The sequence below is a fragment of the Seohaeicola saemankumensis genome (assembly GCF_021021435.1).
Classification (GTDB): Bacteria; Pseudomonadota; Alphaproteobacteria; order Rhodobacterales; family Rhodobacteraceae; genus Seohaeicola.
The window spans coordinates 100,255-124,290 of sequence record NZ_JAINWI010000016.1 but is presented as its reverse complement, the minus strand read 5'-3'; the positions used below and the strand labels follow the sequence as shown (position 1 = coordinate 124,290).

Here is a 24,036-nt window from a genome sequence, read left to right as displayed (position 1 = left end):
GGTGTGATCGAGACGCCGCCGTGCAGGATAGCGGCCTAGTCACAAAACCCCCGCATCCCCCAACTGCTCGGGGTCCGGCAGGTCGCGCAGGCTTTCCAAGCCGAAGGCGGTCAGGAAGCCTTCGGTTGTCACGAACGTATAGGGCGCGCCGCGGCGGGGGCTGCGGGGGCCGGTGGCGATCAGGCCTTGATCGTGCAGACGCCCGATCAGGTCGCGGCTGATCTCCTTGCCGAAAATATCCTTGAGCCCGTCGCGGGTGACGGGTTGGTGGTAGGCGATGGCGGCCAGAACGGCGGTGTCGAATGCGTTCAGATCAAGCGCCTGACTGCCGACATCTGCCGCAGCCCTGATCACGGCGGCATAGGCGGGGCGCGTGCGCAACAGCCAGCCTTCGGCGGTTTTGGCGATCTCGTAGGGGCGGTCGGTCAGGTCGGCGGCCAGATCCGCGATGAGCAGGTCGACGGCGGCCCCCTGCCCTACGACGCGGGCCAGAGCCTCGCGCGGGACGGAGGTTGCGCTGGCGAAGAGCACTGCCTCGATCCGGCGCATCCATGCGCGCCAGCGGTCTGCCGGGGGCAGATCCTCCAGCGCGCGGTCGAGAGCGGTATCGGGAGCGGGCGCTTTCACCATCCTAGACACCGTAAAGACGGAATGTGGCGCGGCCCGTGAGTTCACGCAACGCGCCCAAGGCCACCAGCCTGTCGCAAAGCCGCCTTGCGGCGCGATCCGACATCAGACCCGTGAGCGCCAGCGAGGGGGACAGCGCGTCATGGGACAAAAACAGCGCAATCGCGGCATCCGCGCCCTTGGCGCGCAGTTTCGGGGATATCGCCTGCAACCGCCCTGCCCTGCGCGCGAGGTCCAACGCCATGGTGACCGCGTCCTGCGCTTTCGCGGTGATTGCCTTATGGCAGGCCAGACGCAGATCATCGCCCGACAGACGCAAGGCGCGGGCCGGCAGACCGGCGGCCAGCAGCGGCACCAGATGGTTCCAGCCCATCGCCTGCGCCAGAACCGCATCGGCCATGATCAGGGCTTCGGTCTCGGCGCGCGGGGCGTCTTTCAGGATCGCCTCGAGCACAAGGGCGGCTTGGGCGACGGGCGTGCCCTGCCCCGGTTTGAGCCAGAACGCGGCATGCGGGGCCAATTGATCCGGCAGGACGGCGGCCAGATGTTTGGCGCTGACCTTGCGCGCCACGGCACGCCGCCATTGCAGATAGAGCGCGCCCGCCGGACCGGGCTGATCGCCCGCGCGCAACAAATGGACCGCGTCGCGTAGATCCGCCGCTGTTTCCAACCGCCCTGCAAAGTCTACACAGGCCGTCGCCGCAGCAAGGGCAAGACGGTCGCGCAACAAGCTGTGGGGAATCGCGGGATTCGAGACCACAGCATGCAGTTGCGCAAGGGCTGCACCTGATAAAAAAGCCACATCTTCAAGGCTTTCGCCCGAAACCGACATGACCCGACGCGGCATGCGGGGTAATGTCAGTGTTTCATCCGGCGTATATGGGTCAGTCACGTGCATACGTGAAGCATATCGGCTGGCGGCGCTTCATTCCACAAAATAGATTACAAAGCGCCGCTGTACGAAAGGTTAATTTATGTCCAATAAGTTTGCTTTTCAGTCCGTTTTCCGCTTAAGGTTTCCTCATCAGCCTAGGATGCCCAATGAACAACCTTGCCAGCAAGCTTATCCTGCCCGCGCAGGAGGACACATCTGAACCGGATGCGCCGGACAACACCGTTCTGGCCTATGCCACGGATTGGGCTGATTTCTCGCGCTGGTGCCGGATAGAGGGAGCGGATCCGTTGCCGCCCTCGCCTGATCTGGTCGGGCGCTATATCGCAGACTTGGGATCGGCGCAGGGGACGGCCCCTGCCCTTTCGGTTACGTCAATCGAGCGGCGCTTGTTCGGGCTTTGTCATGGCTACCGGCAGCGCGGGATGTTTCTGGATCGCAAGGCCGAGGGGATTGCTGCGGCGATGGAGGCCGTCCGGCTGGTCGATGCGCGACCACCTGTGCGCAAGGACAAGATCGGGCCCGAAGATATTGGTGCGATGGTGGCTAGCCTGCCCTTCGATCTGCGCGGTTTGCGGGATCGTGCCTTGCTGCTGACCGGCTATGCTGGCGGCTTGCGGCGGTCACAGATTGTGGGGCTGGATCGCGGCAAGGATGACACGCCGGACAGCGGTGGCTGGATCGAGATCGGTCAAGATGCGGTGGTGATCACCCTGCGCGACAGACGCGGCCAGCGTGAGGTCAGGATCGGGCGCAGGCGGGTGCAACAGCTTTGCGCGGTGCATGCGCTGGAGCAATGGCTGCATTTCGGGCGGATCGGGTTCGGGCCGGTTTTCGTGGCCGTGTCGCGCGACGGGCAAAAGGCGCTGGAGCGGCGGTTGAATGACAAGCATGTGGTGCGGTTGATCAAGCAGACTGTGCTGGCGGCGGGACTACGCCCTGATCTGCCCGAAGCTGAACGGCTGCGCCTTTATGCGGGGCAATCCTTGCGCAGAACGCGCGCCAAGGAAGGTGCTGCCTGAGCCATGAGCAAACCGCGCCGGATCAGGGGTGCGGTTTGCTTGGTTGTCATAGGGTTTCGCACGCGAAACCTGTGCGGTAATCTCTGTCAGACCCGTTCCAGCAGGCGCTGGATTTCGAGCATCACAACGTCGATCAGTTCGATATTCACGGCATGCCCTTCAAGCCGGATGTAATGGCCGCGCGTATCGGAATCGCGCATCATCGTGATCCCGTTGGCCAGCTTGTAATAGCCATCACCGAATTCCGAGCGCATCGGCGGTTTGATACGCGGGCGACCCGGAGACTTTTGGGGCTTGTCGAGGGACTCGGCCTGCAACACGACAGGCTCCACCATCGCCCATTCGCTGGCCGCATCCTGCGCGACACCTGCCCCCAAGGTGCGGCGCAAATCGGGCGCCATGCCGGACCGGATCGCGCCCACCAAACGCAGGCCCTGCCGTTCACTAAGGTTCGGGGCGAAATTCAACAGATCGCCCAACTCCTCATGCAGTTCGGCAAAGGCGCGAATCTTGGAGCGTTTGGCCTTGCTGCCCGCGTGGAACAACGCGTTCACCGCATCCTCGACCGAGACAAACGCGCCCTGGCTTGTCGCCATTACCGCGACGCGACCACGTTCATAATGGCTGAGATCGCTGCGGATCTCGTTCTCTTCCACCATCGCGACATAGGCATCGGCGGCGCTGGCGGGCGAGCGGACCAGCGCCTTGATCGTCAGGAACTCGTCACCGCCTTCCGACATCAGCTCGCGGTAGGCCATCAAACGCCGCCAGCCCGAGATGACAGCATAGCCGACCGGACCATTCTCGCTGGTTGGCGGCTCTTCGAAAACTTCGATCGGCAGGCGCAGACCATGGGCGCGGATCGAGGTTTTCAGCTCTTCCATTTCCTCGCGGCTGACGGTCATGCGGTCACGCGACAATGCCTCGGCGCGGATGTCGATGACACGGATTTCCTGCACGATCAATCCCGCCTCGAGCGCGCGGCGGAAGCGGGCGGCATCGGCGCTGTCACGGGTGGCGCGCAAACGCTCGTCACTGCTGAGTGGGGATGATCCGGCAGCGGCTTCGCTGGCGATCTGGGCGATCGGGGGCATAGGCCCCAACGGGCCGGTGGCGGAGGTTTCGCGCGCGAAACCTTCCTCGATCTCTTTCAGTGCATCGGCGCTGGGGGCTTCCAAACGTTTGCGTTTAGCCATCTGCCTGTTCCTTCTGCTCTGGTGTTGTCATTGCTGCTGCATCCTCTGCGGCCTGTGCTTCCGCCATCGCCTGATCGCGCCACCATGCGCCGATCAGGATTTCCTTGAACTCGGCATAGGTCCGGTCAAAAGCATCGCGGCCACGGGCATAGGTGTCGCGGTTGAAGTCGCGGTAATCCGCCTCGTAGATGCCGTTCACCTGTTCGCCGGCCTGACCGACAAGGGCCGTGAATTCCTGCCGGTAAGCGTTCATGAAATCGCCGAAATAGGCCTGAATGACATTGGCAAGATCGGTCTGCTGGTTCGCATCAAAGCGCGTGATCAGGGCGCGCACCACGTCCCATTCGAATTTCATCTCGGGCAGACCGGCGCGGCGGCGGGCGGAATTCTCGCCTTCCTCGATACTGGCGAAGGTGGAATAGAGCATATCGAAGAAGCGACCCGTGCTGTCGAATTCCAGAAAGGATGCGCCCAAAGGCACCAGAAGGATATCGGCTGCGGCCAGTGCATTGATCGTCAGGTACCCAAGTGCAGGAGGGGTATCGAGCAAGATGATGTCATATTCATCCAGCACGGATTCGTTTTGCAGGAAGTTGGTCAGCGCATCCCAGAGCGGCCAGTTCCGCAGGGCCATGCGCCAGACCGGCACCTGAAATTCGGCCCAGTAAAGGTTCAGCTGCGCGCCGATCAGGTCGATATTGGGCCAGTGGGTTTTCTGGATCACGTCGGACGCGTTAACGGTCAGCGCCTCGGTGAGAGTTTCATCAAGGGGCAGGGGGGCCTCGCCCCGCGCTTCCCGCAGCGCGTTTTCCTGCTGCACATGACGGGCGTAATCCTTGGCCAGAAGCGGGAACACGGTGGTCCATTCATCCGCCACCTTGCCGCCCATGATCGAGGTCATGGAGCCCTGGCTGTCAAGGTCGATCACCAGCACCTTGTAGCCATCCAGCGCGGCCGACATCGCCAGATGCGCGGCGGTCGAGGTTTTGCCGACCCCGCCCTTGAAGTTGGCCACGGCTGCGACCTTCGCGGGCAGACCCTTGGGCCGGAAGGGGAGGTAGTGTTTCGAGGCCATACCTTCGGCGGCGAAATGGTTTCGCAGCGAAACCACCTCCTCCAGCGTGAACCATTTGGAACCGCTGGCCCCTTCGCCCTGTGGCAAGTCGGGATTGTTCTTGAGAACGCGGCGCAGATGGGCGGGGGCGATGGGCAGAAGGTAGCGGCAGATTTCCCAGGTCGAGAATTTCCGCAACCGTTTGGTCCCGTCCGGCGAGTAGCCGCGTTTGGCCAGATCCGAGCGTCCGCGTTCGCAGAATGCGGCGGCTTTGGCGAATCGGGCGGTATCCACAGGCTCGCCAAGTTTCGCTGCGGCACGCGCCGGATCGAGATTTTGATAGGGGGGCGTGTAGAGATCCTGCTTTTTCGTCATTGTCGCTGTCTGCCTCGATGTCACATGATTTCTGTGCTGTATCGTAAATCATCGCACATCGTGGAGAGAAAGTGAATCACTCTGCTGGGCTTTGCGTGATCAAAGCGGTTAATCTGACGAAAGTGGGCATCTTGATCTCTTAACCTTACCATAAAATGAAGACACAGGGCGCTTAAACTGTAGAGTCTTTAGGAGACTATAGAATCTTTGGCTCCTGATACCTTAGTTAAAACAGAAGCTTAGATGCACATAGGTGCCTGAAAACAGGCTGACCGGTGCCCGTATACAGGATCACAGGTACCCGTCTGCGGGCTGACAGGTCCCCGCCTACGGGAATAAGGGTGCCGATTCGCAGGAGAGACTAATACAGCCCGATTTGCGTGTTTGATTCGACTCCGCTGTGCCCCTGGATGCGGCTGAAACCCTCTGAAAAGCACCTGAATGTCAAAGCTGTGGGTCAAGCGTCACCAAAGGAACCCGTTTACAGGAGGGCAGGGGAGGCGAGCCCGTCCTGTATACGGGCACCCATGAGAGACTTGAGCGCGGGTGCTTTTTCTGCGAAACTGAAGGGGCACCGCAAAGAGTGCGAACAAGAGCGGACAGGCCATGGCATCAGTAGAACACAAACAGGACGCCACACTTCCCTTGCGCGGGAACCTGAGTGGCGCGTTGAAGCGGGAATCGGTCAAAAAGAATGTGGCCGCGATCCATGTGTCGGGCAAGCTGTCGCTGTTGCAGCGCAAGCTGTCGAATGTCCTGTTGCTGAATGCCTATGACACGCTGATCAGCCAACCGAAACACCGGATCGACGCGCGCACGCTGTGTCTGATGATCGGCTACAACTCCAACGATATGGATACGCTGAAACAGGCTCTGCGCGGCCTTGCAGAGACTGTCGCCGAATGGGACATGCTGGATGACAAGGGGCGGCAGGAATGGGGTGTTTCGGCGCTGCTGTCCTATGCCAAGCTGAAAGGGGGCGTGTGCGAATATGCCTATTCCCCGGCTTTGGCGGAAAAGCTGCATGACCCCAAAGTTTTCGCGCTGATCAATCTGAATATCCAGCGGCGGTTCACCAGTGGCCATGCGCTGGCGCTTTATGAGAATTGCTATCGCTTCGTGCGGACCGGCAGCACTGGCTGGTGGCCGCTGGATCTGTTCCGGCGGCTGATGGGGGTGGATGACAGTGTCTATTACGAGACTTTCAAGCATCTGAACGCCAAGATCATCAAACCTGCCGTGGCCGAGGTGAACAAGACCTCGAATATCATCCTGACGCCGCAATTGCGTAAAGAAGGGCGGGCGGTGACCGAGATCAGGTTTCTGATCAAGGAAAACCCGCAACTGGCGATGTTCGAGATCGACGATAGCGAAGGTGTGCGCGCCAGTGCGATCTACCGCGCCTTGACGGGGCAGGGGGTGTCGGACCGTCTGGCGCGGCAATGGATCGCGGAACATGGCGAGGATTACGTGAGCGAGAAGCTGCGCCTTGTCAGCCAGACAGCGGGAGTTGCCGATACCGCGCGCTATCTGTCGGCGGCGATCCGCGATGATTACCGCCCCAAGGAGGCGCCGCAACCCTCGCCCGCAGCGGTGGTCGCTTTGGCTGAACGGCGCGCGGCGCAATCGTTGGCCGAGCAGGAAGCGGAGGCGCGTGAAATCGAGATCAGCACCGCCCGGCGCGAACGTGCGCGCAAACTGGCCCGTGTCCGCGCGGTGGCGGAAGCCCGCAACCCGACACAGCGCGACAGTGACCGGCGGCTGTTCCTGTCGCAGCTGGAAGACGAGATGGGCCGCGAGGAATTCGCCCGCCTCGGCTGGGCCTCGGCCATCAACGCGCAGGCGATCTGTGCATTCTGGGAAGACATGGTGCCGGGTATTTTCGATCCCGACGCGTGAGGGCGCGCGCTACTTTCGGCCAGACAACAGACGGGGCAGGACGTTTACGAGGATCAGGACCAACCCTGACAGTTCCAGCACCCAATTCAGCCTGACCGAGCGGAGGCGTGTGCCGATTAACTGGTCCACATCGTGAAAGCCCACGGCGCGGATCACAACAAAGCCCAGCAGGAAGGCAAAGCCCAGCACGGCCAACCCGTTGCGTCGCAGGCTGTGACGCAGGAACCATGCCGCAAACAGGGCGACCGATATCGCCCCGATCGCCAGCCATTGGATGAAGCGGCGCTGCACGGCCTGACGTTCGTCATACCAACCCTGAAGTTGCGCCAAACAGCGGCCAAGCGCTGTCATGGCGGATTGCAGATCAAGCTGTTTGTTGATGGCGAGGAATGTCAGGATCATGCCGATGACGGCCCAGAACACACGCTCACGGGCAGCATGTGGTTGGTCTGCCGGGATGCGCGCGGCAAGGGCGAGGCTGCAAAAGGCACTGATGACATAGACGCCGACGGTCACCCATCCCATGATATCGGGATCACCGATGCCGGGTGACCAGCTTTCGCGGACGCAGGTCAGGGTCTGTTCGGAAAAGAGGCTTGCCATTGCCGATCAGATTAACGCGAAATCCCGCATCAGCAAAGCTGCTGCGGCGACAATGGCATTGGCTGTCATATGGGCGATCACCGCATCCGAGACACGCCCGCGCCGCAACATCACCAGCGCAAAGATGACGCCCGCAATACCGGCGACCACCCAACGGCCATGCAAAGCGGCAAAAAGCAGGCTTGAGAAAACCACCGCGATGATCCGCCAGAGCATTCCGCCACGGTCAAGGCGGGCAAGGATGTAGCCGCGAAAGAACATCTCTTCCACCAAGGGCACCAGAAGGATCGTGCCGGTCAGGCGCATAATGATCCAGAAGGCCAGAAGAGCAGGCGAGAGCAAAGCCAGATCCTGCGCGAGGCTGGAGGCCTCGGCTGTGCCGGTCTGGGCCAGAACGACCCAACCCAGACCGACGACAACGCCCGCCCCGATGGAGAGCGGATCAAGCGACCATGGCAAGCTGCGGTAGTGGTGGCGGAAGGTCCATGTGGCAAGGCCAAGGACCAGCACGATCAGCGGATAGCCGAGCGAAGGCACAGGGATCAGCGCCTGGGTCAGGATGCCGGCCAGCATGAAGGCCACGAAAGGCAGGATTTGCGCGGCAAGCGGATCGTCCTTGACCGGTGCGACGGGGGGTCTGGTGACAGTGTCGCGGTGCAGCCATCTGACCTTCTGGACCGCAAAGATCAGCACGAGGGCAAGGATGGTGAAAAAGAGCCAGCCTGCATAGCTGTGAAACCCGTTCACCGCGAGGTCCGGCGAGATATGCGCCCCGATCAGGATCAGCACCGCGATGCGGACGACATTGAGCAAGAGGCTGAAGAGGATGCCGAGCGGTAGAACCGTCAACCAGTAACGCGTCAACCGCAGATCGCGCCGGAACAGCAGCGCGTAGAAGAGGACGAAAGCGGTTGTGAGGGCAACGCCCTCGACGCCGGAGCATTGGCGCGCGATATGAACGGCGAACTGCTCGACCCCGATGATATAGGCGGCGGGGTCGGCATAGGTTGTGCTGTTGAACAGGCTGAGGAGTTGGTAGACGACGAAGAAGGTGGCGTTTGTTATGTAGCCGAGATCCCAGAGGGGCAGGATGAGGTCAGCGACATCCGGCAGGATGATCGCGATGGACAACAACAGAACCGGCAGAAACCTGTCCTGTGCCAGCACGCGCAACCAGTCCTTGGGCGCGGCAATCCAGAACATCCCTCCCAACCCGCACAGGGCCGAGCCGAGCGCCCATAGCAGCGCCCATGTGTCGAAATTCGCGCCGAGACCTTCCGACCCGGTCAACAGAAGTGGTGTCCATATCAGGGCCAGTCCGGCAAAGTGCACACCAATCCAGCCACCGCCGGAATAACGTGCGGATGCACCGGCAAAGTCGGAGAAGACGCGCGGTCTTGCCCAATAAAGAACGCCGAACGCGGCAAAGACGACCAGACTGCGGGCCACCAGACTACGCAGGAAACGGCAGGTTCCCATCGCATCCGTGTCGCCGCATTCGAAGGTGACAAAGAACTGGTGGACGATGACGAGCGCGAATAATTCGAGGAGGAATAGCGCAAAGATCAGGAGGCCGCGATGCAGCTTGAGTGGTCTTGGGTTACGCTTTCTTCTCGACGCCTGCGTCTGCATGTCTTTGTCTCTGTTCTTGGCGTCTTTCCACTCGTTACATCTGCGTCAAATGGCAGATTTGAAAACCAAAAACACGACACTGCTATACCAGATCGGGAAATACTCTGGCTTCGATTGGGGTTAATGTCATCCAATGCCTTTGCAGGGCAATCAACTTGTTCTGGGTAGGATCAAAACCCTAAACGCGCAAGTCGCCAGATAACTTTGCGATATACAACTGGAGGAAGAATATCTTGAAGAAAGGCGTGTCTTGCAACCTGCCGATCGACCTTGTCAATTGTACCAGGGCGCGGTTTGAACAGTGTTGTATGACTCTTGCGAAGCTCGGACCAAGTGGCTGTATAGTAATAAAGCGCAAGGGACATGCGCGGTTCGCCATCGGGATGGTTCACGGGTTCCGGATTGCCATGCCATGTATCAGAGCGGGTGTTGAAGCACACCATGCGGTTGAAGACTGGCGTGAATGATTTCACCTTCTCGGTCATGTCGGGATTCCAGATCTCGAACTCGCCGCCCCATTCTGGCTTCCAGTCCTTGTTCAGGTAGATCAGTACATTCAACCGGCGTTCGAGATTGAGTTTGCCATGATGGTTGAAGTCGGCATGGATATCGAGGTGACCGCCATTCTGCGTAATGTGCACACCACCACCGATAAAGTAGGGGTCGGGGATCAGTCCTTCTATGCCGGTGAGTTCCTCAAGGAAGCTAAGAAAAGGCCGTGAATTCAACGCATAGAACAGGTTTCGCGTGTATGGTGGCAGTCTTTCCGGTGAATAGGCCGATTTCAGTTTTTCCTGCGCGCGACTAAAGCTCGATTCAGCCTCGGGCAGTTGTGAAAGCTCTTTCAGGACCCGCTCAAGGATCTCTTCCGGCAAGAAGTTGTCAAAAGAACCATGCGGGTAGGGTGCGCGACTGCTGTAGTCGGCGGCGTGTTGGGTTCCAACTTCTTTAGCCGCGCTTGAACGTAAAGAGAGTGTGTCTACGTCGAACGGCAGGACGGGATTTTTCATGTTCACTTCCATTTCTGTGACCATAACTATCAATGACTTTAAGGTTTATTCTGATGGCAGTTGCAAAAACCCAGCCCAAGACTATTTCTTGAGCGAGATTATTGTAGCTGTAGTAGTGTTTGCGAGAAAGCTAATTTTGAGATCTCGAAATACCCGTGGACCGTAAAACAATCATTGCGACAGTACAGTGTGCAACGAAATCATCCATTGTTGAGTGTATGGAGAAAATGTTTCCTGTGCTGATCCGAAAATGAGTGAAGTCCCGATTCTTTGTGGTGGGTGCGTTTCGGGCGGAGCATCTGTAGTGATGAATTAAGAATTCAACGTGAGGATTTTTTAATGACGAGAATTTTGTTGTCAGTTGTATCAACACTATCACTGGCCATCACATTTGGGGGGGCGGGTTCGCAACGCGCCTATGCGGAACCGCTACCGTTGACGACCAAGGTGATCCAGTCGGGCCACAGTCTGACCGATCCGGTTTTTGAGCCGTTGCGAGCAATGGTTGCCGCGTCGGGGAACAGAGGTGTTGTCATGACGCGCTCGACGATCCCCGGCAGTCCGATGGATTGGCGCTGGAACAATGAATCCGGAAATGGGCCAGACGATGCCCGTAAGGATATTGGCAAGTATGAACTTCTGGTCATCACTGAACGTGTTGCCCTGTCTGGCACCTTTCCTTGGCATAACTCGCCTGACGAAGCCTTGCGTTGGTTTAACCATGCCTGGACGGACGGAAACGGCAGGAATGGGGCCGAAACCATTCTTTATGCGACTTGGGTCGATATCAATAGCGGGCCGGACGCCGAGAATCCGTATAACGACCCTGACGGAAACATACCCTTCCGCGAGCGGTTGCCGCGGGAGATGGGGATGTGGGAGCAGATACAGGATCATGTGAACGCGAACCGTCCGGACGGGTCGCCGCCGATGCGGATGATTCCGGGACCGTTGCTGATGGCGGCGATGTATGATGCGATCAAGGCGGGAGAGGCGCCGGGGTTGACGGATATCTCGGACCTGTTCCTGGATGCGATCCATGTGAACGATCTGGGCGCCTATTTCATCGCATTGGCGCATTTTGCTGTGATTTACGAGCGTGATCCGCGCGGGCTGCCGAACCGGTTGGGGATGCCGACCTCGCCCACGCGGGAGCAGGCGGAATGGATGCAAGAACTGGTATGGAAGGTCGTGACGGAATATGAGGGGACCGGCGTTAGCGGAAGCTGACGTGCGGCGCCTTTATTCCTGCGGCAGGCCGGTGTTCGGCATGGACTGCACAACATCCCGGACGATGCGTTGCATCATCGCGGCGGCCTCTGGCGTGGGGGCCTGCGCAGGCGTTCCGTCTGCTTTGCGTAACTCATGCGGCAGGCCGACGGGCGCGCGTTGGTAGAGCACGGCGTAATGGGTGAGGGCGATGATATAGGCGCCCAGATCGTTCAGGTGGATCTCGTCCGAGAAGAGATCCTGCCGGTTGGTCAGACCCCCGAGGCCGTCGGGTTGGGATTCGATCTCGCGCACGATCCGCGCCATGACCTGACCTGCGGGGATCAGATAGATCGGGCGGTCCATACCGTCATAGGCAAGGGCGCGGCGCAGGATCTCGCCTTCCCAATATGTGGGCAGATCGCGGTCGATCCGTTCCAGCCAGCCGTCGATATCGGACAGGTTGTGCCATGTCTCGTAGAGATAGACGCGCGTGTCGGGATTGGCTTGCCATGCGGCCTGCGCGAACCGGTGCAGGTAATCGGCGCTTTGGAAATACTTGATCGCGTCCTTGATCTCGACCATCTCGGTCAGGACCAGCGCGTTGTAATCACCCGAGTCTGTCGCCTCGCGCGCATCGCGGTAGCGGGGGTGGGCGTTTTCTTCGGCAAAGCCGTTCACCGGCACATCGGGGTCCCAATGCGATTTCAGGGTCGCACCCCAGCCAAGCTGACTTTCATAGCGGTGCCCGTCGCCTGCGAGTTGTGCCAGCATTGCAGGCATGTCACGCCCGACAAGGCTGTGTCCCAGATGGAAAACGCGCTGCGGTCCGGCTGGAATCGCGGCCGGTGTCACATAAAGCGCGTCATAGGCGGCGGGGTCCAACGGCTTGGGCGTGTCGCATCGGGACAGCCCCAAGCCGGCCAGAAGCAACATGACAAGGGACGAGCTTCTGAGCTTCAAGCGGTTGAGCATCGGCACGCGCTTTATTCTCCGGCGCTTTTGTACTCGTAGCGGTAGCTGGCGCTATAGGCATAGCCGCTGGAGACTTTGGCGCGGGCGGGATCGAAACCGTTCAGCACAGCGCCTGCGACGTTGACGCCGGAACTGCGGAGCAGGCGGTGCATCGCGTCAATCTCGCGCAGCGGGGTGACGTCGAAACGGGCCACGGCGATGGTCGCACCCACCTGACGGCCCACGATGACCGGATCGGTCACGGCAAGGGCAGGGGGCGTGTCGACGATGATCAGATCGAACCGGCTGTCGAGCTGGCGCATCAGGTCTTGCAGGCTGGAGGACATCAGCAATTCCGAGGGGTTGGGCGGGTAATGGCCCGTGGTGATGACTGAAAGCTTGGGCACCTCGGTCGACAGCAGGATCTTGTCTAGTTTGGCCTCGCCTGCCAGAAAATCGGACAGGCCCTGCTGGTCCTTGGCGATGTCGAAATAGCGCCGCAAGTAGCCGCGCCGGATATCGGCATCGACCAAGCAGACGCGCTGGCCGGCTTGCGCGGCGACAACGGCAAGGTTCACGGCGGTGAAGGATTTGCCGACACCGGGCGCGGGGCTGGTCAGGGCCACGGAATTGGTGCGGCTGTCCATCATGGCGAAATGCAGGCTGGTACGCAGCGAGCGGAACCCTTCGACCGACAGATTGCCGGGATCGGTCAGGGCAAGAATCGGGATGGCCCCTTTGCGTTTATGGGCATTCTCGGCCTGCGGCGCCACATTGACAGTGGCGAAAACCAGCAGACCCAGCGCGTCGATCTGTTCGGCGCTTTGCACGCCGCGCCGCAGCCAGAGGCGCAGAAAGACGAAACCGACACCGGCCATCATGCCCAGAATGATGCTGAGTGCGATGGTGCGGCGTTCGCGCGGGGCGATCGGGATGGGCGAGGCGCGCGCCACATCGACGATACGCACATTGCCGATGGTGCTGGCGCGTAGCACCTGCAATTCCTGCACGCGGTTCAGTAGCTGGCCGTAAACCTCGCGGGCGAGTTCCAGATTGCGGGTGAGGTTGAAAACTTCGCGCTGGGTTTCCGGCAGTTCACCAACATCGCTGCGCAGCCGCTCCAGCCGTTCTTCCAGACGCGCGCGGTTGGACAGAAGCTGCTGATAATTGGGGTGGTTAGTGGTGTAGCGCTGCGACAGCTCGTCTTCCTGCGCGTCAAGCTGCTGCAACTCGACCTCGATCGAGCTGACCTGCGTCAGCAGGCTTTGCGCCTCGAATCCAAGGTCGATAGCCTGTTGTGCCTGACGGTAGGCGTTCAGGGCGTTTTCAGCCTCGCGCGCAGCGGCTTCGGCATCGGGCAACTGGCTTTCGACGAATTCCAGACTGCTTTGCGCCTCGGCGGCGGAACGGCTGACATTCTGGCGCAGGTAAGCCTGCGTGATCGCGTGAAGTCCGCGTTCGATTTCGCGCGGGTCGCCGCCGGTCAGCGAGAGTTCCAGAATGCTGGACTGACCGCCACGCTCGAACACCGACAGGTTGTTGCGCAATCCGATGATGGCGCCGCCCTCGTCGATCTGGGCGATGATAAACTCGCGGCCCTGTTCGCCCTGAAGGTTGCGGACGCGTATGCCGAAGCCGAGCCGTTCATCAGTGATCTGTTCGCCCACGCTGCCTGTGATCACGCGCTGATCCGGCAAAAGGAGGGAAAAATTGGTGGCGGCCTCGTTCTCGATGGTCAGCAAGATACCACGCCCGATCCATTGGGGCGGCACTTCAAGAAGGTCCATCTCGATTGATTCGCCACCATTGGCGAAGGGGCGCAGAAAGGGCAGGTCGGGCAGCGGCAGGCCAAGCTGGTTCAGCGCCTCGCCGATGACTGGCACGCGGCGGGGTTCCGCGATCCAGTCCATGTGGGTGTCGGCCACGGCCTGCCCCAAAACAAGGCGCGAATAGAGAATCTCGATCTCGGTCACGCTGCGCGGTGTGCCCGAGGTCAGATCGCGGATCGAGTTGGGCAGCGTCATCTGACGGCTGTTATCCTCAAGCTGCATCAGCGCATCGGCGCGATAGGTCGGGGGGGTGCTTTTGGTGTAGATGGTGCCGGCCAGACCAAACAGGATCGTGAACAACAAGACCCAGTATTTGCCCGCCCAAGCCTGCCGCAGCAGTTGGGCCATATCTGCTTCGGATGCCTCTGGCAGCATGTCGGGTTCTGTCGACGTCATTCTCTACTCCTTGGGGGCGAGGCGCTGTGCCCATGCCCGCGCGGCCTCGGAGACCGCGGCATATGTCTTTTCGTGAAATTCTTCTGATCGGAGATAAGGGTCGGCGATGCCTGTATTTCCGGTCCACTGGTCAAACAACATCACACGGCCGGTCAAATATTGCGCGATCCGGCCTATCTCGCGCTTATGCCCCTGTTCCATGACCAAAATAAGGTCATGAGCGGCCCCAATTTCGGCAGTGAACTGCCGCGCAACATGGCCGTGCATGGAAAGTCCGTGTGCAGCGGCCACCTTGCTGGTGGTTTTGTCGGCAGGCTTGCCCACAAGGGCGTTAATGCCTGCCGACGTTACTTCAAGTTCGGGTAGTTGCTGGCGCAGCAGTCTTTCGCCCAGAGGCGAGCGGCAGATATTGCCGACACAAACCACAAGTACCGCGTTAAACATGCTGCATCATTCGGCCAGTGTTGTTACCCCGTCTGCCACAGAGATCGAGGGGAGGATGGCGCTGATCGTGTCGTTCCAGCGGCCAAGCGGCGAGCGGGTGACAAAGACAACATCATTGGGCGAGAGCATGAAGCGCGTTCCCAGAACGAAACCGGTGGGTGTGCTGGTATCCAACTGGTAGACATTGATGACCTGACCGTGGTTGCGGAAAACAAAGATGCCGCGCGCATCGGCACGGATATCGGCCAGGCCGCCCTGACGGGTAACAGCCTGCGTCAGCGAGATATCTTCTTCGGACAGGTCAATTGTGGCGGGTGCCACGATCTGGCCCAGAACGAAGGCGTCCATGATCCGGCGGCGCGGAACCGAGATGGTATCGCCATTGATCAGAATCGGGTTGTTGGTCAGACGGCCACCCTGCAGAAAGGTGTTGAAGTTGATGTTATAGGTCCGTCCACGCCGTTGCAGGGTCACGCGGGCCGGATCTGCTTCGGGTGCCAGACCGCCTGCGGCGTTCACGGCTTCCAGAAGGGTCAGCGGCACATTGGTCAGGGACTGGCGGTTGGGTGTATTAACCTCGCCCGTGACAACGATCGCTTGCGAGTTGAAGGCCGCCACGCGCACTTCCAGTTGCGGATCGGGGATGAATTCCGCCAGACTGGTCTGGAGTTCCTCGCGGATCTGTTCGGGCGCGCGGCCTGCGGCCTGCACCTGACCGACGAAGGGGTAGAAGAAGCTGCCATCGGCCTGCACACGGAAACCGGATTCGGCTGCGCTGCGCATCGGTCCGGCGGGCAGGGTCAGTTCAGGATGGTCGAAGACGTCGATACTGAGGATATCGCCCACGCCGATCTGGTAGTTCCAGACCTGGCTGTCAGGCACAGTCTGCGAGCCGGGCACGCGGCGCTGCTGCGAGAAACTGCCTACGTTATTGGCATCCAGCCGCGTCACGACAACGTTAGGCGGCAAATCGGCCTGACGGTCCTCGCTGATCGGAAATTCGGTGAATCCTTGCGTACAAGCGGCAAGGAACAAGGTTGTCACCAGCGAACCGATCAATCTGCGCATTTTTCTGTCTCCACATCCCAGGTTTTTGGGTCCGGCGTCGAGGCCAGACCATTTTTTACGCGTAAGGCGTTACCCGGAAACAGATTGACGAGGTCAACCAATATCCCAGAAGCAGTTCTGTTGATGGAAAGCGGCAGCAATCCCCAGGCAAGCCAAAGCTTGGAACAAACTCTAAACGGCTATCAGATCAAGAGTAAACACCCTTTGAGTGCAAAAACCCCTTTCGATAGGTTGGCATAAATGTGGCAATTGGTTGTGGCACGGGGACAGATTCAGGGCGCGCGGACGGCTTGTGCAGTTGTGGGCCTTCCGGAAGCGATGTCTTTTCGATCCGAATGCCTATGAAGTCGCCTGCAAGCAGAATGGTAAAGCGCGTCTTTGCAATGGCTTAGCCGATACTTTCCTGCGGGATTGCGAAAGCTCTAGCTTTTTTACATCTGTGGCTGCCAGCAAGGATTCCGGTTTTTCTGCAAAGGGGTGTACCGCTGCTTTATGAAATCGGGACGTTCAGGATTGAAACACTGTGTTGCCATTTTTCGACAGTTACAATTCAACCCATCTGGGAGAAAGACAACGCTGCCGGAAGTATCGTTGGCTTGCCGGTACCTGAGATATCTGGAGGACTACGGCAGCCGCGATAATCTCTGAAATTCTGCCCGCAGTTTTCCGGCCTCTGTGTCGATATCGTGCCGCTCCAAGGCGCGTGCGCGGGCCGACAGCCCCATTTTCTGCAATGTGGCGATGGGCAGGGCCCCAACCTGCAAAATTGACTCGGCCAAGGCATTGGCGCTTCCGGCGGGAACCAGCCATCCGTTTTCACCCTGCTGCACCAGTTCGGGTGTGCCTGCGATGTAGGTGGCAATCACCGGCCTGCCAGCGGCCATGGCCTCCATGATCACGACCGGCAAGCCTTCGGCAAAGCTTGGCATCACAAGCGCATGTGCATTGACCAGCTCGGCTCGCACGCGTGCCTCATCGACCCAGCCGGTGATGGTGACTTTGCCGGACAGGTTTGCGGCTTTTATCGCGGCCTCGATCTGGGGGCGCATCGGGCCGTCACCGACAAGTGTGAGAAGAAGATCACTGTGCTGCAATCCGGCCAATGCGTCGATCAGCACCATCTGGCCTTTCTGTTCTACCATCCGCCCGATGGCCACGAGCCTGAGCGGACCGTCCGGCATCGGGGCGACGGTTGCGAATTTTGCGGGATCTATGCCGCAATGGACAATTCTGATGCGCGCCCAATGGCGGTGATCGACCCAGCGGCATAGCTGGCTGCGGCCAAAGGAACTGACCGCGACAGTGAAGGCGGCATCAGCTATCTTGAGGTCCAGCCCCAATGCGTGGGGTGCATCGAATTCTTCGGGGCCGTGGACTGTGAAGCTGTAGCTTGGCCCGCCCATAGCCCGCATGATATTTGCGACCGCGGCTGGATTGGTGCCAAAATGGGCGTGGATATGACCCAATCCCTCAGCGGCACAGCGGCGGACAAGATAGCACGCTTCGATGAAATAGATCAGGTGCCGTATCAGCCCGCCGGATTGACGCCGGCCAAGACGAATGGCGCGACGAAGACCGGCTAGGCTGTGGCGTGGGGCGGTGGCGATCTGCACCAGCGCGGTAAGGCCGATGCGGGCCAAGCCTTTGTCGAGAACATGTTCGGTTTTGTCATGCTCGATGATATCCTCGGGATCGACCAGTTGCGGGCGCATGCCCCGCATGGCGAAACGGTGGATGGTCATGCCCTGACGCTCCAGCGCCTGCACCTCGCGCCGGATAAAGCTGTGCGACGGCGACGGATAGGTGTTCACCAGATAGCCGATCTTCATCGCCAAGCCTTTTCGGTTGCCTTGCCCATTCATTGAAATCGCTTCCGCATGGCATCGAATGTGTGACCGGGCAGGATCAGCGCGCAGCGTAGATAGCGGGCCAGAAGGCGGCGGGGTTGTCCCAGAAGTCGCCAGAGCCATTCCAGTGCAAGCTGCCTGACCCAGCGTGGGGCCCGTGTCTGGCTGCCTGACAGAAAATCAAGGCCAGCGCCGACCGAAGCAAAACCGACTTGCGGTGCCATGACGCGCCCGCGTGCGGCAAAGCGTTCCTGTTTGGGAGATCCAAGCGCTACAAAGCATAGTCGCGCGCCGGAGGCTGCGATTGTGCGCAGGATTGTATCGGCTTCGGGGCCTTCGGGATCGAAACCGAAAGGGGGTGCGATGCGGCACGCGATAACAAGGCCGGGGACGGCGGATTGCAGGGCGTTTGCCGCGCGACGCAGGCTGTCATCGGTCGTGCCGACCAGCGCCACGGATTGACCTGCTTTCTGGGCAAGCGCGCATAATGGCACAACCATATCCGAGCCGGGCATCAGATCGACCGGTTGGCGGGCCAGACGTGACAGCCAGACAATGGGATTGCCGTCGGCGACAACAAAATCCTGCGCTTTATAGGCGGCGCGGAAGGCAGGATCACTGGCCAGTTTGACAAGGTGATCAAGGTTCAGCGTGGCCAGTGCAAAGCCCTGACCTGCGGCCAGACGTGCCGTGACGACATCCTCGAGCATACTGCGGGTCGGAATGTTTACGACTGTCTCACTGCTTCCGGTTGTGAATTTCATATAAATTATAGCCCTGATTTAAATGCTAGGTCCGCCATCGGAAGTTGGGGTCAAGAAAACGTTTTAACTGCGACAAATTACTGACAATATCTGCTGATGAAAAGACATTGCGTTCCCTGGGGCGTGATACACTTTAAAGAGATTGTTGTTCAGCCAATGGTTTTCAAAACGCACCCAAGGGTAGAACACGCGGCTTGGATAGCTGCATGATCCCCTCTGCCAGCAAAGTTGCAGCGGTCGCGATCGGCCGGAACGAGGGGGAGCGTCTCAAGCGTTGCCTGACCTCGCTGACCGCGCAGGTGGCGCGGGTTGTTTATGTCGATAGCGGCTCGGCCGATGACAGCGTGGCCTTCGCGCACAGCCTTGGCGTCGAGGTGGTCACGCTGGACATGGAGCGCCCCTTTACGGCGGCACGTGCGCGCAATGCAGGCTTTGCGGCCTTGATGCAAAGCGGACCTGCGCCTGAATTTGTGCAATTCGTCGATGGTGATTGCGCGGTGGTTGATGGCTGGATCACAGCCGCCTTGGCGCATCTGGAGGCGCGTCCCGATCTGGGCCTTGTGACAGGCTGGCGCTCCGAGATCGACCCCGCGCGCAGCGTCTATAACGCGATGTGCGATGTGGAATGGCACCGGCCTGCGGGGCCGATCACGGCTTGCGGCGGGGATATGATGGTGCGCCTCGTTGCGTTCGAGGCGCTGGACGGGCTGACGCCTGACCTGATTGCAGGCGAGGATGAAGAATTCTGTTTGCGGCTTGGCAAGGCAGGCTGGGGACTGGAGCGCCTGCCACTTGCGATGACCCGCCATGACGCCGCGATGACGCGGTTTTCCGAATGGTGGCAACGGGCTGTGCGGGCCGGACATGCCTATGCCCAGATCGGGGGGCTGCACCCCGAACATTTCGTGGCACCGAGGCGGCGCATCCTGTTCTATGCCGTAGTGCTGCCGTTGATTGCATCGGCGGGGGTGGTGATGTTGCTTGCGGGACCGGTTTTATGGGGGCTGTTCGTGGTTATTCTGGCTCTGTCGGTCTATGAACTGTCATGGCTGCGCACGATGCGCGGCCTGATGCGTGAAGGGCTGACTGCAGGACATGCGGCGCATCAGGCCTTGTTCCTGACCCTGTCGAAGTTTCCCAATCTGGTCGGCGCCGTGCGGTTTTTCTGGCGGCGGTTCCGGCGGCGGGAGATGCGGTTGATCGAGTATAAGTAGGGTCGGTTGACAGGGACAGGTTCACCACAATCCAAGGGTAGTCATTTGGATCGCGGACTTGGCCAAGCTTTTGCAACAGATCATCCCGAACTTTCAAAACAATGTCAGTTGGCTTATTTTGGTCGCTTTGTTCAAGTGTAAGGGATTTTACGGGGGTCAGACCCGATGATACAATCGGGAAGGTTGATGAATGAGCCGGACAGGTGAAATGACGGAATATCTACCCAGACGGCGCAAGACGGTTCGGCTTGACGGGCAGGCGCGGCGCAGGGTGTTGGCGCGTGTGCTCGAGGAAGGGGCTTTGGACGGGTTGATGCCGGAATTGCAGGCCGAAAGGTCGGCGGGGCAGGTTGTGGCCGTGGGGGATCGTGCGCTCAAGCGCGGGACGCCCAAGGCTGACAGGCACCTGCCACGGGTGGTCGATCTGTGGAACGACATGGCGCATATCCCCGTGGACGAGGCGTTGCTGGACAGCAATCTGGTCATCACCGCGACGCGGACCGATCCGGCGCATGCCCATTTCGAGGTGTTGCGGGCGCGGATCGTGAAGGCTTTGGCAGACAATAACTGGAAGCGGGTTGCCGTGACCTCGCCGACGGACGGCTGTGGCAAGACCTTTACGGCGGTCAATCTGGCGATTGCGTTGTCGCGCTATGAAAGCTGTCGCACCGTGCTGATGGACATGAACCTGCGGCGTGCCGGTGATGTGGCGCGGATGTTGGGCGCGCGGCAGGCCGGCAGTATGGCCGGCTTTTTGCGCGGGCAGCGCGCGCTTGAGAGCAGCCTCATGCGGATGGGGCAGAATCTGCTACGGATCGGGCCCAATCTGGCGATCGGTCTGAACGACCGCGAGGATTCCTATGCCGCCGAGATTCTGGCGCATCCCGATTCGGCGCGGGTGCTGGACCGGATGATGGAAGATCTGGGGCCGGACTTTGTGATCCATGACCTGCCATCGGTACTGAGCCATGATGATGTGCTGACATTCCGCAGGCAATATGACGCGGTGCTTCTGGTTTCGAACGGGGCGCTGACCAGTGCTGACGATCTGTCCGAAACAATGCGGCGTTTGGGCGATGATACGCCTGTGCTGGGTGTCGTGCTGAACCGCGGCGAGCCCTAGGCGGGGCGGCTGGCCGTTCTGCGGCGGCGGCGTGGTGAGGTAAGTTCGGGGATCACGACGATGGGGCGCAGGCCCGTGGCGCGTTCGATCTGCAGGGCGGTCCGCAGATTCGGGCTGAGCCATTCCAAAGCCAGAACCGCGCCGATTGCGGCGAAAAGCGAGGCAATTACGCCCGCCATCAACAGTTTGCGGCGGCTTTTGCTGACGGGGTATTCCGGCACAAGCGCGCGTTCCAGCACTTCGAACCTGTCGGATTGATCGCGGCTTTCAAGTTCCTGAGTCATAGCTGCCTCGGCCCGGCGCAAGGTGATGGCGGTGTATTCGTCCTGTAGGCGGTTGCGGTCCCGTTCGAGCAGGGTGAGTTGGCGTTCAATTTCGGGGGCCGCATCGTTGAGGGCCTGCACCTCGCTGATGCGGTCGGCGATTAACTGGCTTTGCTGGCGCAGGATCGCATCCTGCCGCGCGGCTTCTTCGTCGCGCAAGCGGTCGCGCCCGCGTTCGAATGTGATGATCTGCTGTTCCAGTGACAGTTGCGCTTCGCGCAGCAGACCAAGCTGTTCATTGCGCGTGTCGACGGCTTCGGGCAATGCCCCGAGATTGGCGGCTTTCAGGGCGGCGATGCGGCTTTCGACCTCGGCGATCTGGGTGGTGACGCGCTGTTCCTCGGCGCTGAAGAAAGACAGTGTGCTGTCGGCGCGGGTGGTGGCGCGGCTGCGTCCCTCGGCCAGCACCATATCAAGGAAGGTGTTGGCCACATCGGTTGCGATCTGCGCGTCGTCCATCCGCACGGTTATCAACAGGCCCGTGGGCTGGATGCCTGAACCCCAACCCGAATCGCGGTCCATCATGCGTGTGATCCCCACCGCCTCGCGCAGCATGGTGACGCGCTGCACCATCGGCAGGTCCTCTGCCTCGTCAAAGAGGTTGAAATCGGTGATGACCTGTTCCAGCGTGCCGCGCGATTTCAGCTTCTGTTCAATCAGGCTGATGCGGCTGGCGATCGAGGGACCGCTGCGTCCGGTGGTGCCGATGGTGATGGCAGGGGTTTCGATCTGGACTGAGGCTGTGACCTCGTAGACGCGGGGCGATTTCAGCGCGACACCCAGCGAGATCGTGCAGCCCAGCATGAACAAGGCGAAGGCCAGCCGCGCATGCCGGTGCAGGACGCGCAATCCTTGTCCTACCGTGTCGATCTGCGCCATGCGCGGTCCTTGGATAAGGCGCCGGTATGGTCGGTGATCCGCCTTTATCGGGCGGATGCCAGCCTTGCGGGCACATTGTCAAAATCTGGGAAAACCGAGCACAAAGGCTACGCACACGCCTTGCCACACAAGTGCCACATTCAGGGCCGGAAGGAAAGTAAACCGGATCGAAACAGAGCGTTTCGGGGGCGATTTTCTTGGATAGGTTCTTACCTTCGCGCGCACTCACTAATTACGGCGTCACGTCTTCCATATCGGTCGTATCCACCCAGACCTCTCGCGGGTCGGGATGGGAAATGAAGCGGGTCGGGCTTGCCGTCGGGCCGTAGGCACCGCTGGCATGGATCACGATAAGATCTGCCTCGACGAGTTTCGGCAACATCACATTTCCGCCGAGCCTGTCGATCGATGTACATAGCGGACCGGCAATGTCGACTTTTTCCGCGTCTGTACCGCCGCCCAGCCTGTGCATGTTATAGGCGCGGCGCAGAACCATCCCGAAATGGCCGGACGCCGCCAGATGCGCGTTCATGCCGCCATCGCAAATCGCGATACGGGCACCGCGGGATTCCTTGATAGAGACAACACGGGTGACAAAAAAACCTGCCTCGCCGACAAGATAGCGGCCCAGTTCCAGAACAAGTTTTGTGTTGCTGAAACGCGGATCGGATTGCAGATTGTCCAGATCACCGCCTATGTCCGAGGCGATTTCCGAGATATCCAGAGGCAGATCCCCCGGATGATAGGGAATGCCCAAGCCCGCCCCGAAAATCAGTTTTTCGGGTTTCAGGTCATGCGTTTCGCAAAGGTCGCGGAACGTCGCGATGAAGATGCGCCAGTTTTCAGCAATCGCTGCGGGTTTGAGGCTTTGCGTTCCGGAATAGATATGCAGCCCTTTCAGAGCCAAGTTCGGTAGCGCGATGATCTCATGCAGCGCGGCATCAGCTTCCTCGATATCTATCCCGAAAGGGCTGGGCCGTCCGGCCATGTGATCGCCGAATCCGCGCGGCACCCTGTCTGGCGAAATTCGCACCAGAACATTCTGAACCTTCCCATGCGATTGGGCGATGCTGTTGGCAAGCCGTGCCTCGCGCAGGCTTTCGATGACCAATTCCCCGAGCTCTGCAGTGATCGCGCCTTCAAGCTCCTGCGCGGTCTTCGCAGGACCAGTAAAGCTGATCCGGCTGGCGTCCCAACCGGATTTGACGGCTGCGTGAAACTCTCCGCCCGAGGACACGTCGATATAGTCGATCCGCGATGACAGCCAGTTCAGCAACTTCGGGTTGGGGTTGCACTTCATCGCATAGCTTAGTGCAAACCAGCGCCCGAAATTTGTATTCAGCGATGCGATACGGTTGTCGATCAAGTCACTGAAATACACATAGGACGGGGTGCCGAACCTTTGTACCGCGACAGAAAGCTGTTTGTCGCGCTCAGGATTCTGCGGCGACATAATCAACGATCCGTTGCATTGTATCAAAGTTGTCGAGGGTCACATCCGCCGGACGCACATCAATTCCGGACTTTTCCTCGATGAAACCGATGATGTTCATCATGGCGACGGAATCCAGCATTCCGGTCGAGAACAGTTCGGTTTCCGCAGTGACATCATCCTCCAGCCCCAGTTCTGTTGTCAGGAATGTGTGAAGCTCGTCGGTTGTCAAACGCATGATAGT

At 59.9% G+C, this 24,036-nt stretch carries 21 protein-coding genes; 5 read left to right on the top strand and 16 right to left on the bottom strand.

Translation table 11 applies throughout. The features are described from left to right. Positions 1–39: 39 nt before the first annotated feature. Together scpB and K7H22_RS15300 are read right to left on the bottom strand one after the other, a co-directional pair. Positions 40–630, bottom strand: coding sequence for an SMC-Scp complex subunit ScpB (scpB, locus tag K7H22_RS15305; RefSeq protein WP_230801746.1), 591 nt, complete (start codon positions 628–630; stop codon positions 40–42). Between the two features lies 1 nt (position 631). Further along, positions 632–1,525 (bottom strand): DUF1403 family protein, encoded by an 894-nt coding sequence (locus tag K7H22_RS15300; protein WP_419248189.1) that lies wholly within the window; start codon positions 1,523–1,525, stop codon positions 632–634. A 143-nt stretch (positions 1,526–1,668) separates the two neighbouring features. On the opposite strand from K7H22_RS15300, the gene K7H22_RS15295 reads away from it, so the two are divergent. Continuing rightward, positions 1,669–2,541 (top strand): integrase, encoded by an 873-nt coding sequence (locus tag K7H22_RS15295; protein WP_230801745.1) that lies wholly within the window; start codon positions 1,669–1,671, stop codon positions 2,539–2,541. 86 nt (positions 2,542–2,627) lie between these two features. On the opposite strand, the gene K7H22_RS15290 is transcribed toward K7H22_RS15295, so the two are convergent. Then, positions 2,628–3,737, bottom strand: a complete 1,110-nt coding sequence (locus K7H22_RS15290) for a ParB/RepB/Spo0J family partition protein (RefSeq protein WP_230801744.1) — start codon at positions 3,735–3,737, stop codon at positions 2,628–2,630. Further along, positions 3,730–5,166, bottom strand: a complete 1,437-nt coding sequence (locus K7H22_RS15285) for an AAA family ATPase (RefSeq protein WP_230801743.1) — start codon at positions 5,164–5,166, stop codon at positions 3,730–3,732. Before K7H22_RS15285 ends, K7H22_RS15290 begins: the two co-directional genes overlap by 8 nt. Positions 5,167–5,772: 606 nt before the next feature. On the opposite strand from K7H22_RS15285, the gene K7H22_RS15280 reads away from it, so the two are divergent. After that, on the top strand, positions 5,773–7,065 hold the full coding sequence (locus K7H22_RS15280) for a replication initiation protein (RefSeq protein ID WP_230801742.1): 1,293 nt from the start codon (positions 5,773–5,775) through the stop codon (positions 7,063–7,065). Positions 7,066–7,074: 9 nt separating this feature from the next. On the opposite strand, the gene K7H22_RS15275 is transcribed toward K7H22_RS15280, so the two are convergent. From K7H22_RS15275 to K7H22_RS15265, 3 genes are all read right to left on the bottom strand, one after another. Beyond that, positions 7,075–7,668 (bottom strand): isopropylmalate isomerase, encoded by a 594-nt coding sequence (locus K7H22_RS15275; protein ID WP_230801741.1) that lies wholly within the window; start codon positions 7,666–7,668, stop codon positions 7,075–7,077. Between the two features lie 6 nt (positions 7,669–7,674). Continuing rightward, a complete protein-coding gene (xrtE, locus tag K7H22_RS15270) occupies positions 7,675–9,300 on the bottom strand; it encodes an exosortase E/protease, VPEID-CTERM system (protein WP_230801740.1) in 1,626 nt (541 codons plus the stop codon). A 170-nt stretch (positions 9,301–9,470) separates the two neighbouring features. Next, positions 9,471–10,310, bottom strand: coding sequence for a 2OG-Fe(II) oxygenase (locus tag K7H22_RS15265; protein ID WP_230801739.1), 840 nt, complete (start codon positions 10,308–10,310; stop codon positions 9,471–9,473). 339 nt (positions 10,311–10,649) lie between these two features. Between K7H22_RS15265 and K7H22_RS15260 the strand changes: the two genes are divergently transcribed. Next, on the top strand, positions 10,650–11,540 hold the full coding sequence (locus K7H22_RS15260) for a hypothetical protein (protein ID WP_230801738.1): 891 nt from the start codon (positions 10,650–10,652) through the stop codon (positions 11,538–11,540). 12 nt (positions 11,541–11,552) lie between these two features. Here K7H22_RS15260 and K7H22_RS15255 read toward each other — a convergent pair whose 3' ends face one another. From K7H22_RS15255 to K7H22_RS15230, 6 genes are all read right to left on the bottom strand, one after another. Then, entirely contained in the window at positions 11,553–12,494 is a 942-nt protein-coding gene (locus K7H22_RS15255; protein ID WP_230801737.1) for a hypothetical protein, read from the bottom strand. Positions 12,495–12,505: 11 nt separating this feature from the next. Further along, positions 12,506–14,698 (bottom strand): polysaccharide biosynthesis tyrosine autokinase, encoded by a 2,193-nt coding sequence (locus K7H22_RS15250; protein WP_230801736.1) that lies wholly within the window; start codon positions 14,696–14,698, stop codon positions 12,506–12,508. Positions 14,699–14,701: 3 nt separating this feature from the next. Next, a complete protein-coding gene (locus K7H22_RS15245; protein WP_230801735.1) occupies positions 14,702–15,142 on the bottom strand; it encodes a low molecular weight phosphotyrosine protein phosphatase in 441 nt (146 codons plus the stop codon). A gap of 6 nt (positions 15,143–15,148) precedes the next feature. After that, positions 15,149–16,210 (bottom strand): polysaccharide biosynthesis/export family protein, encoded by a 1,062-nt coding sequence (locus K7H22_RS15240; RefSeq protein ID WP_230801734.1) that lies wholly within the window; start codon positions 16,208–16,210, stop codon positions 15,149–15,151. A 623-nt stretch (positions 16,211–16,833) separates the two neighbouring features. After that, positions 16,834–18,039, bottom strand: coding sequence for a glycosyltransferase (locus tag K7H22_RS15235; protein WP_230801733.1), 1,206 nt, complete (start codon positions 18,037–18,039; stop codon positions 16,834–16,836). A gap of 29 nt (positions 18,040–18,068) precedes the next feature. Then, positions 18,069–18,821, bottom strand: coding sequence for a WecB/TagA/CpsF family glycosyltransferase (locus K7H22_RS15230; RefSeq protein WP_230801732.1), 753 nt, complete (start codon positions 18,819–18,821; stop codon positions 18,069–18,071). A 206-nt stretch (positions 18,822–19,027) separates the two neighbouring features. Between K7H22_RS15230 and K7H22_RS15225 the strand changes: the two genes are divergently transcribed. Together K7H22_RS15225 and K7H22_RS15220 are read left to right on the top strand one after the other, a co-directional pair. Further along, on the top strand, positions 19,028–20,035 hold the full coding sequence (locus K7H22_RS15225) for a glycosyltransferase (RefSeq protein ID WP_230801731.1): 1,008 nt from the start codon (positions 19,028–19,030) through the stop codon (positions 20,033–20,035). Positions 20,036–20,225: 190 nt separating this feature from the next. Beyond that, positions 20,226–21,158 (top strand): CpsD/CapB family tyrosine-protein kinase, encoded by a 933-nt coding sequence (locus K7H22_RS15220; protein WP_230801730.1) that lies wholly within the window; start codon positions 20,226–20,228, stop codon positions 21,156–21,158. On the opposite strand, the gene K7H22_RS15215 is transcribed toward K7H22_RS15220, so the two are convergent. The 3 genes from K7H22_RS15215 to K7H22_RS15205 all read right to left on the bottom strand — a co-directional run bounded on the left by K7H22_RS15215 (position 21,155) and on the right by K7H22_RS15205 (position 24,030). Continuing rightward, positions 21,155–22,360 (bottom strand): chain-length determining protein, encoded by a 1,206-nt coding sequence (locus tag K7H22_RS15215; protein WP_230801729.1) that lies wholly within the window; start codon positions 22,358–22,360, stop codon positions 21,155–21,157. The two genes, K7H22_RS15220 and K7H22_RS15215, sit on opposite strands and share 4 nt — an antisense overlap. 232 nt (positions 22,361–22,592) lie before the next feature. Beyond that, complete coding sequence (locus tag K7H22_RS15210; protein WP_230801728.1) at positions 22,593–23,813, bottom strand: type III PLP-dependent enzyme; 1,221 nt, start codon at positions 23,811–23,813, stop codon at positions 22,593–22,595. Continuing rightward, positions 23,794–24,030, bottom strand: coding sequence for an acyl carrier protein (locus K7H22_RS15205; RefSeq protein ID WP_230801727.1), 237 nt, complete (start codon positions 24,028–24,030; stop codon positions 23,794–23,796). The genes K7H22_RS15210 and K7H22_RS15205 overlap by 20 nt, the downstream gene beginning before the upstream one ends. Positions 24,031–24,036 lie beyond the last annotated feature (6 nt).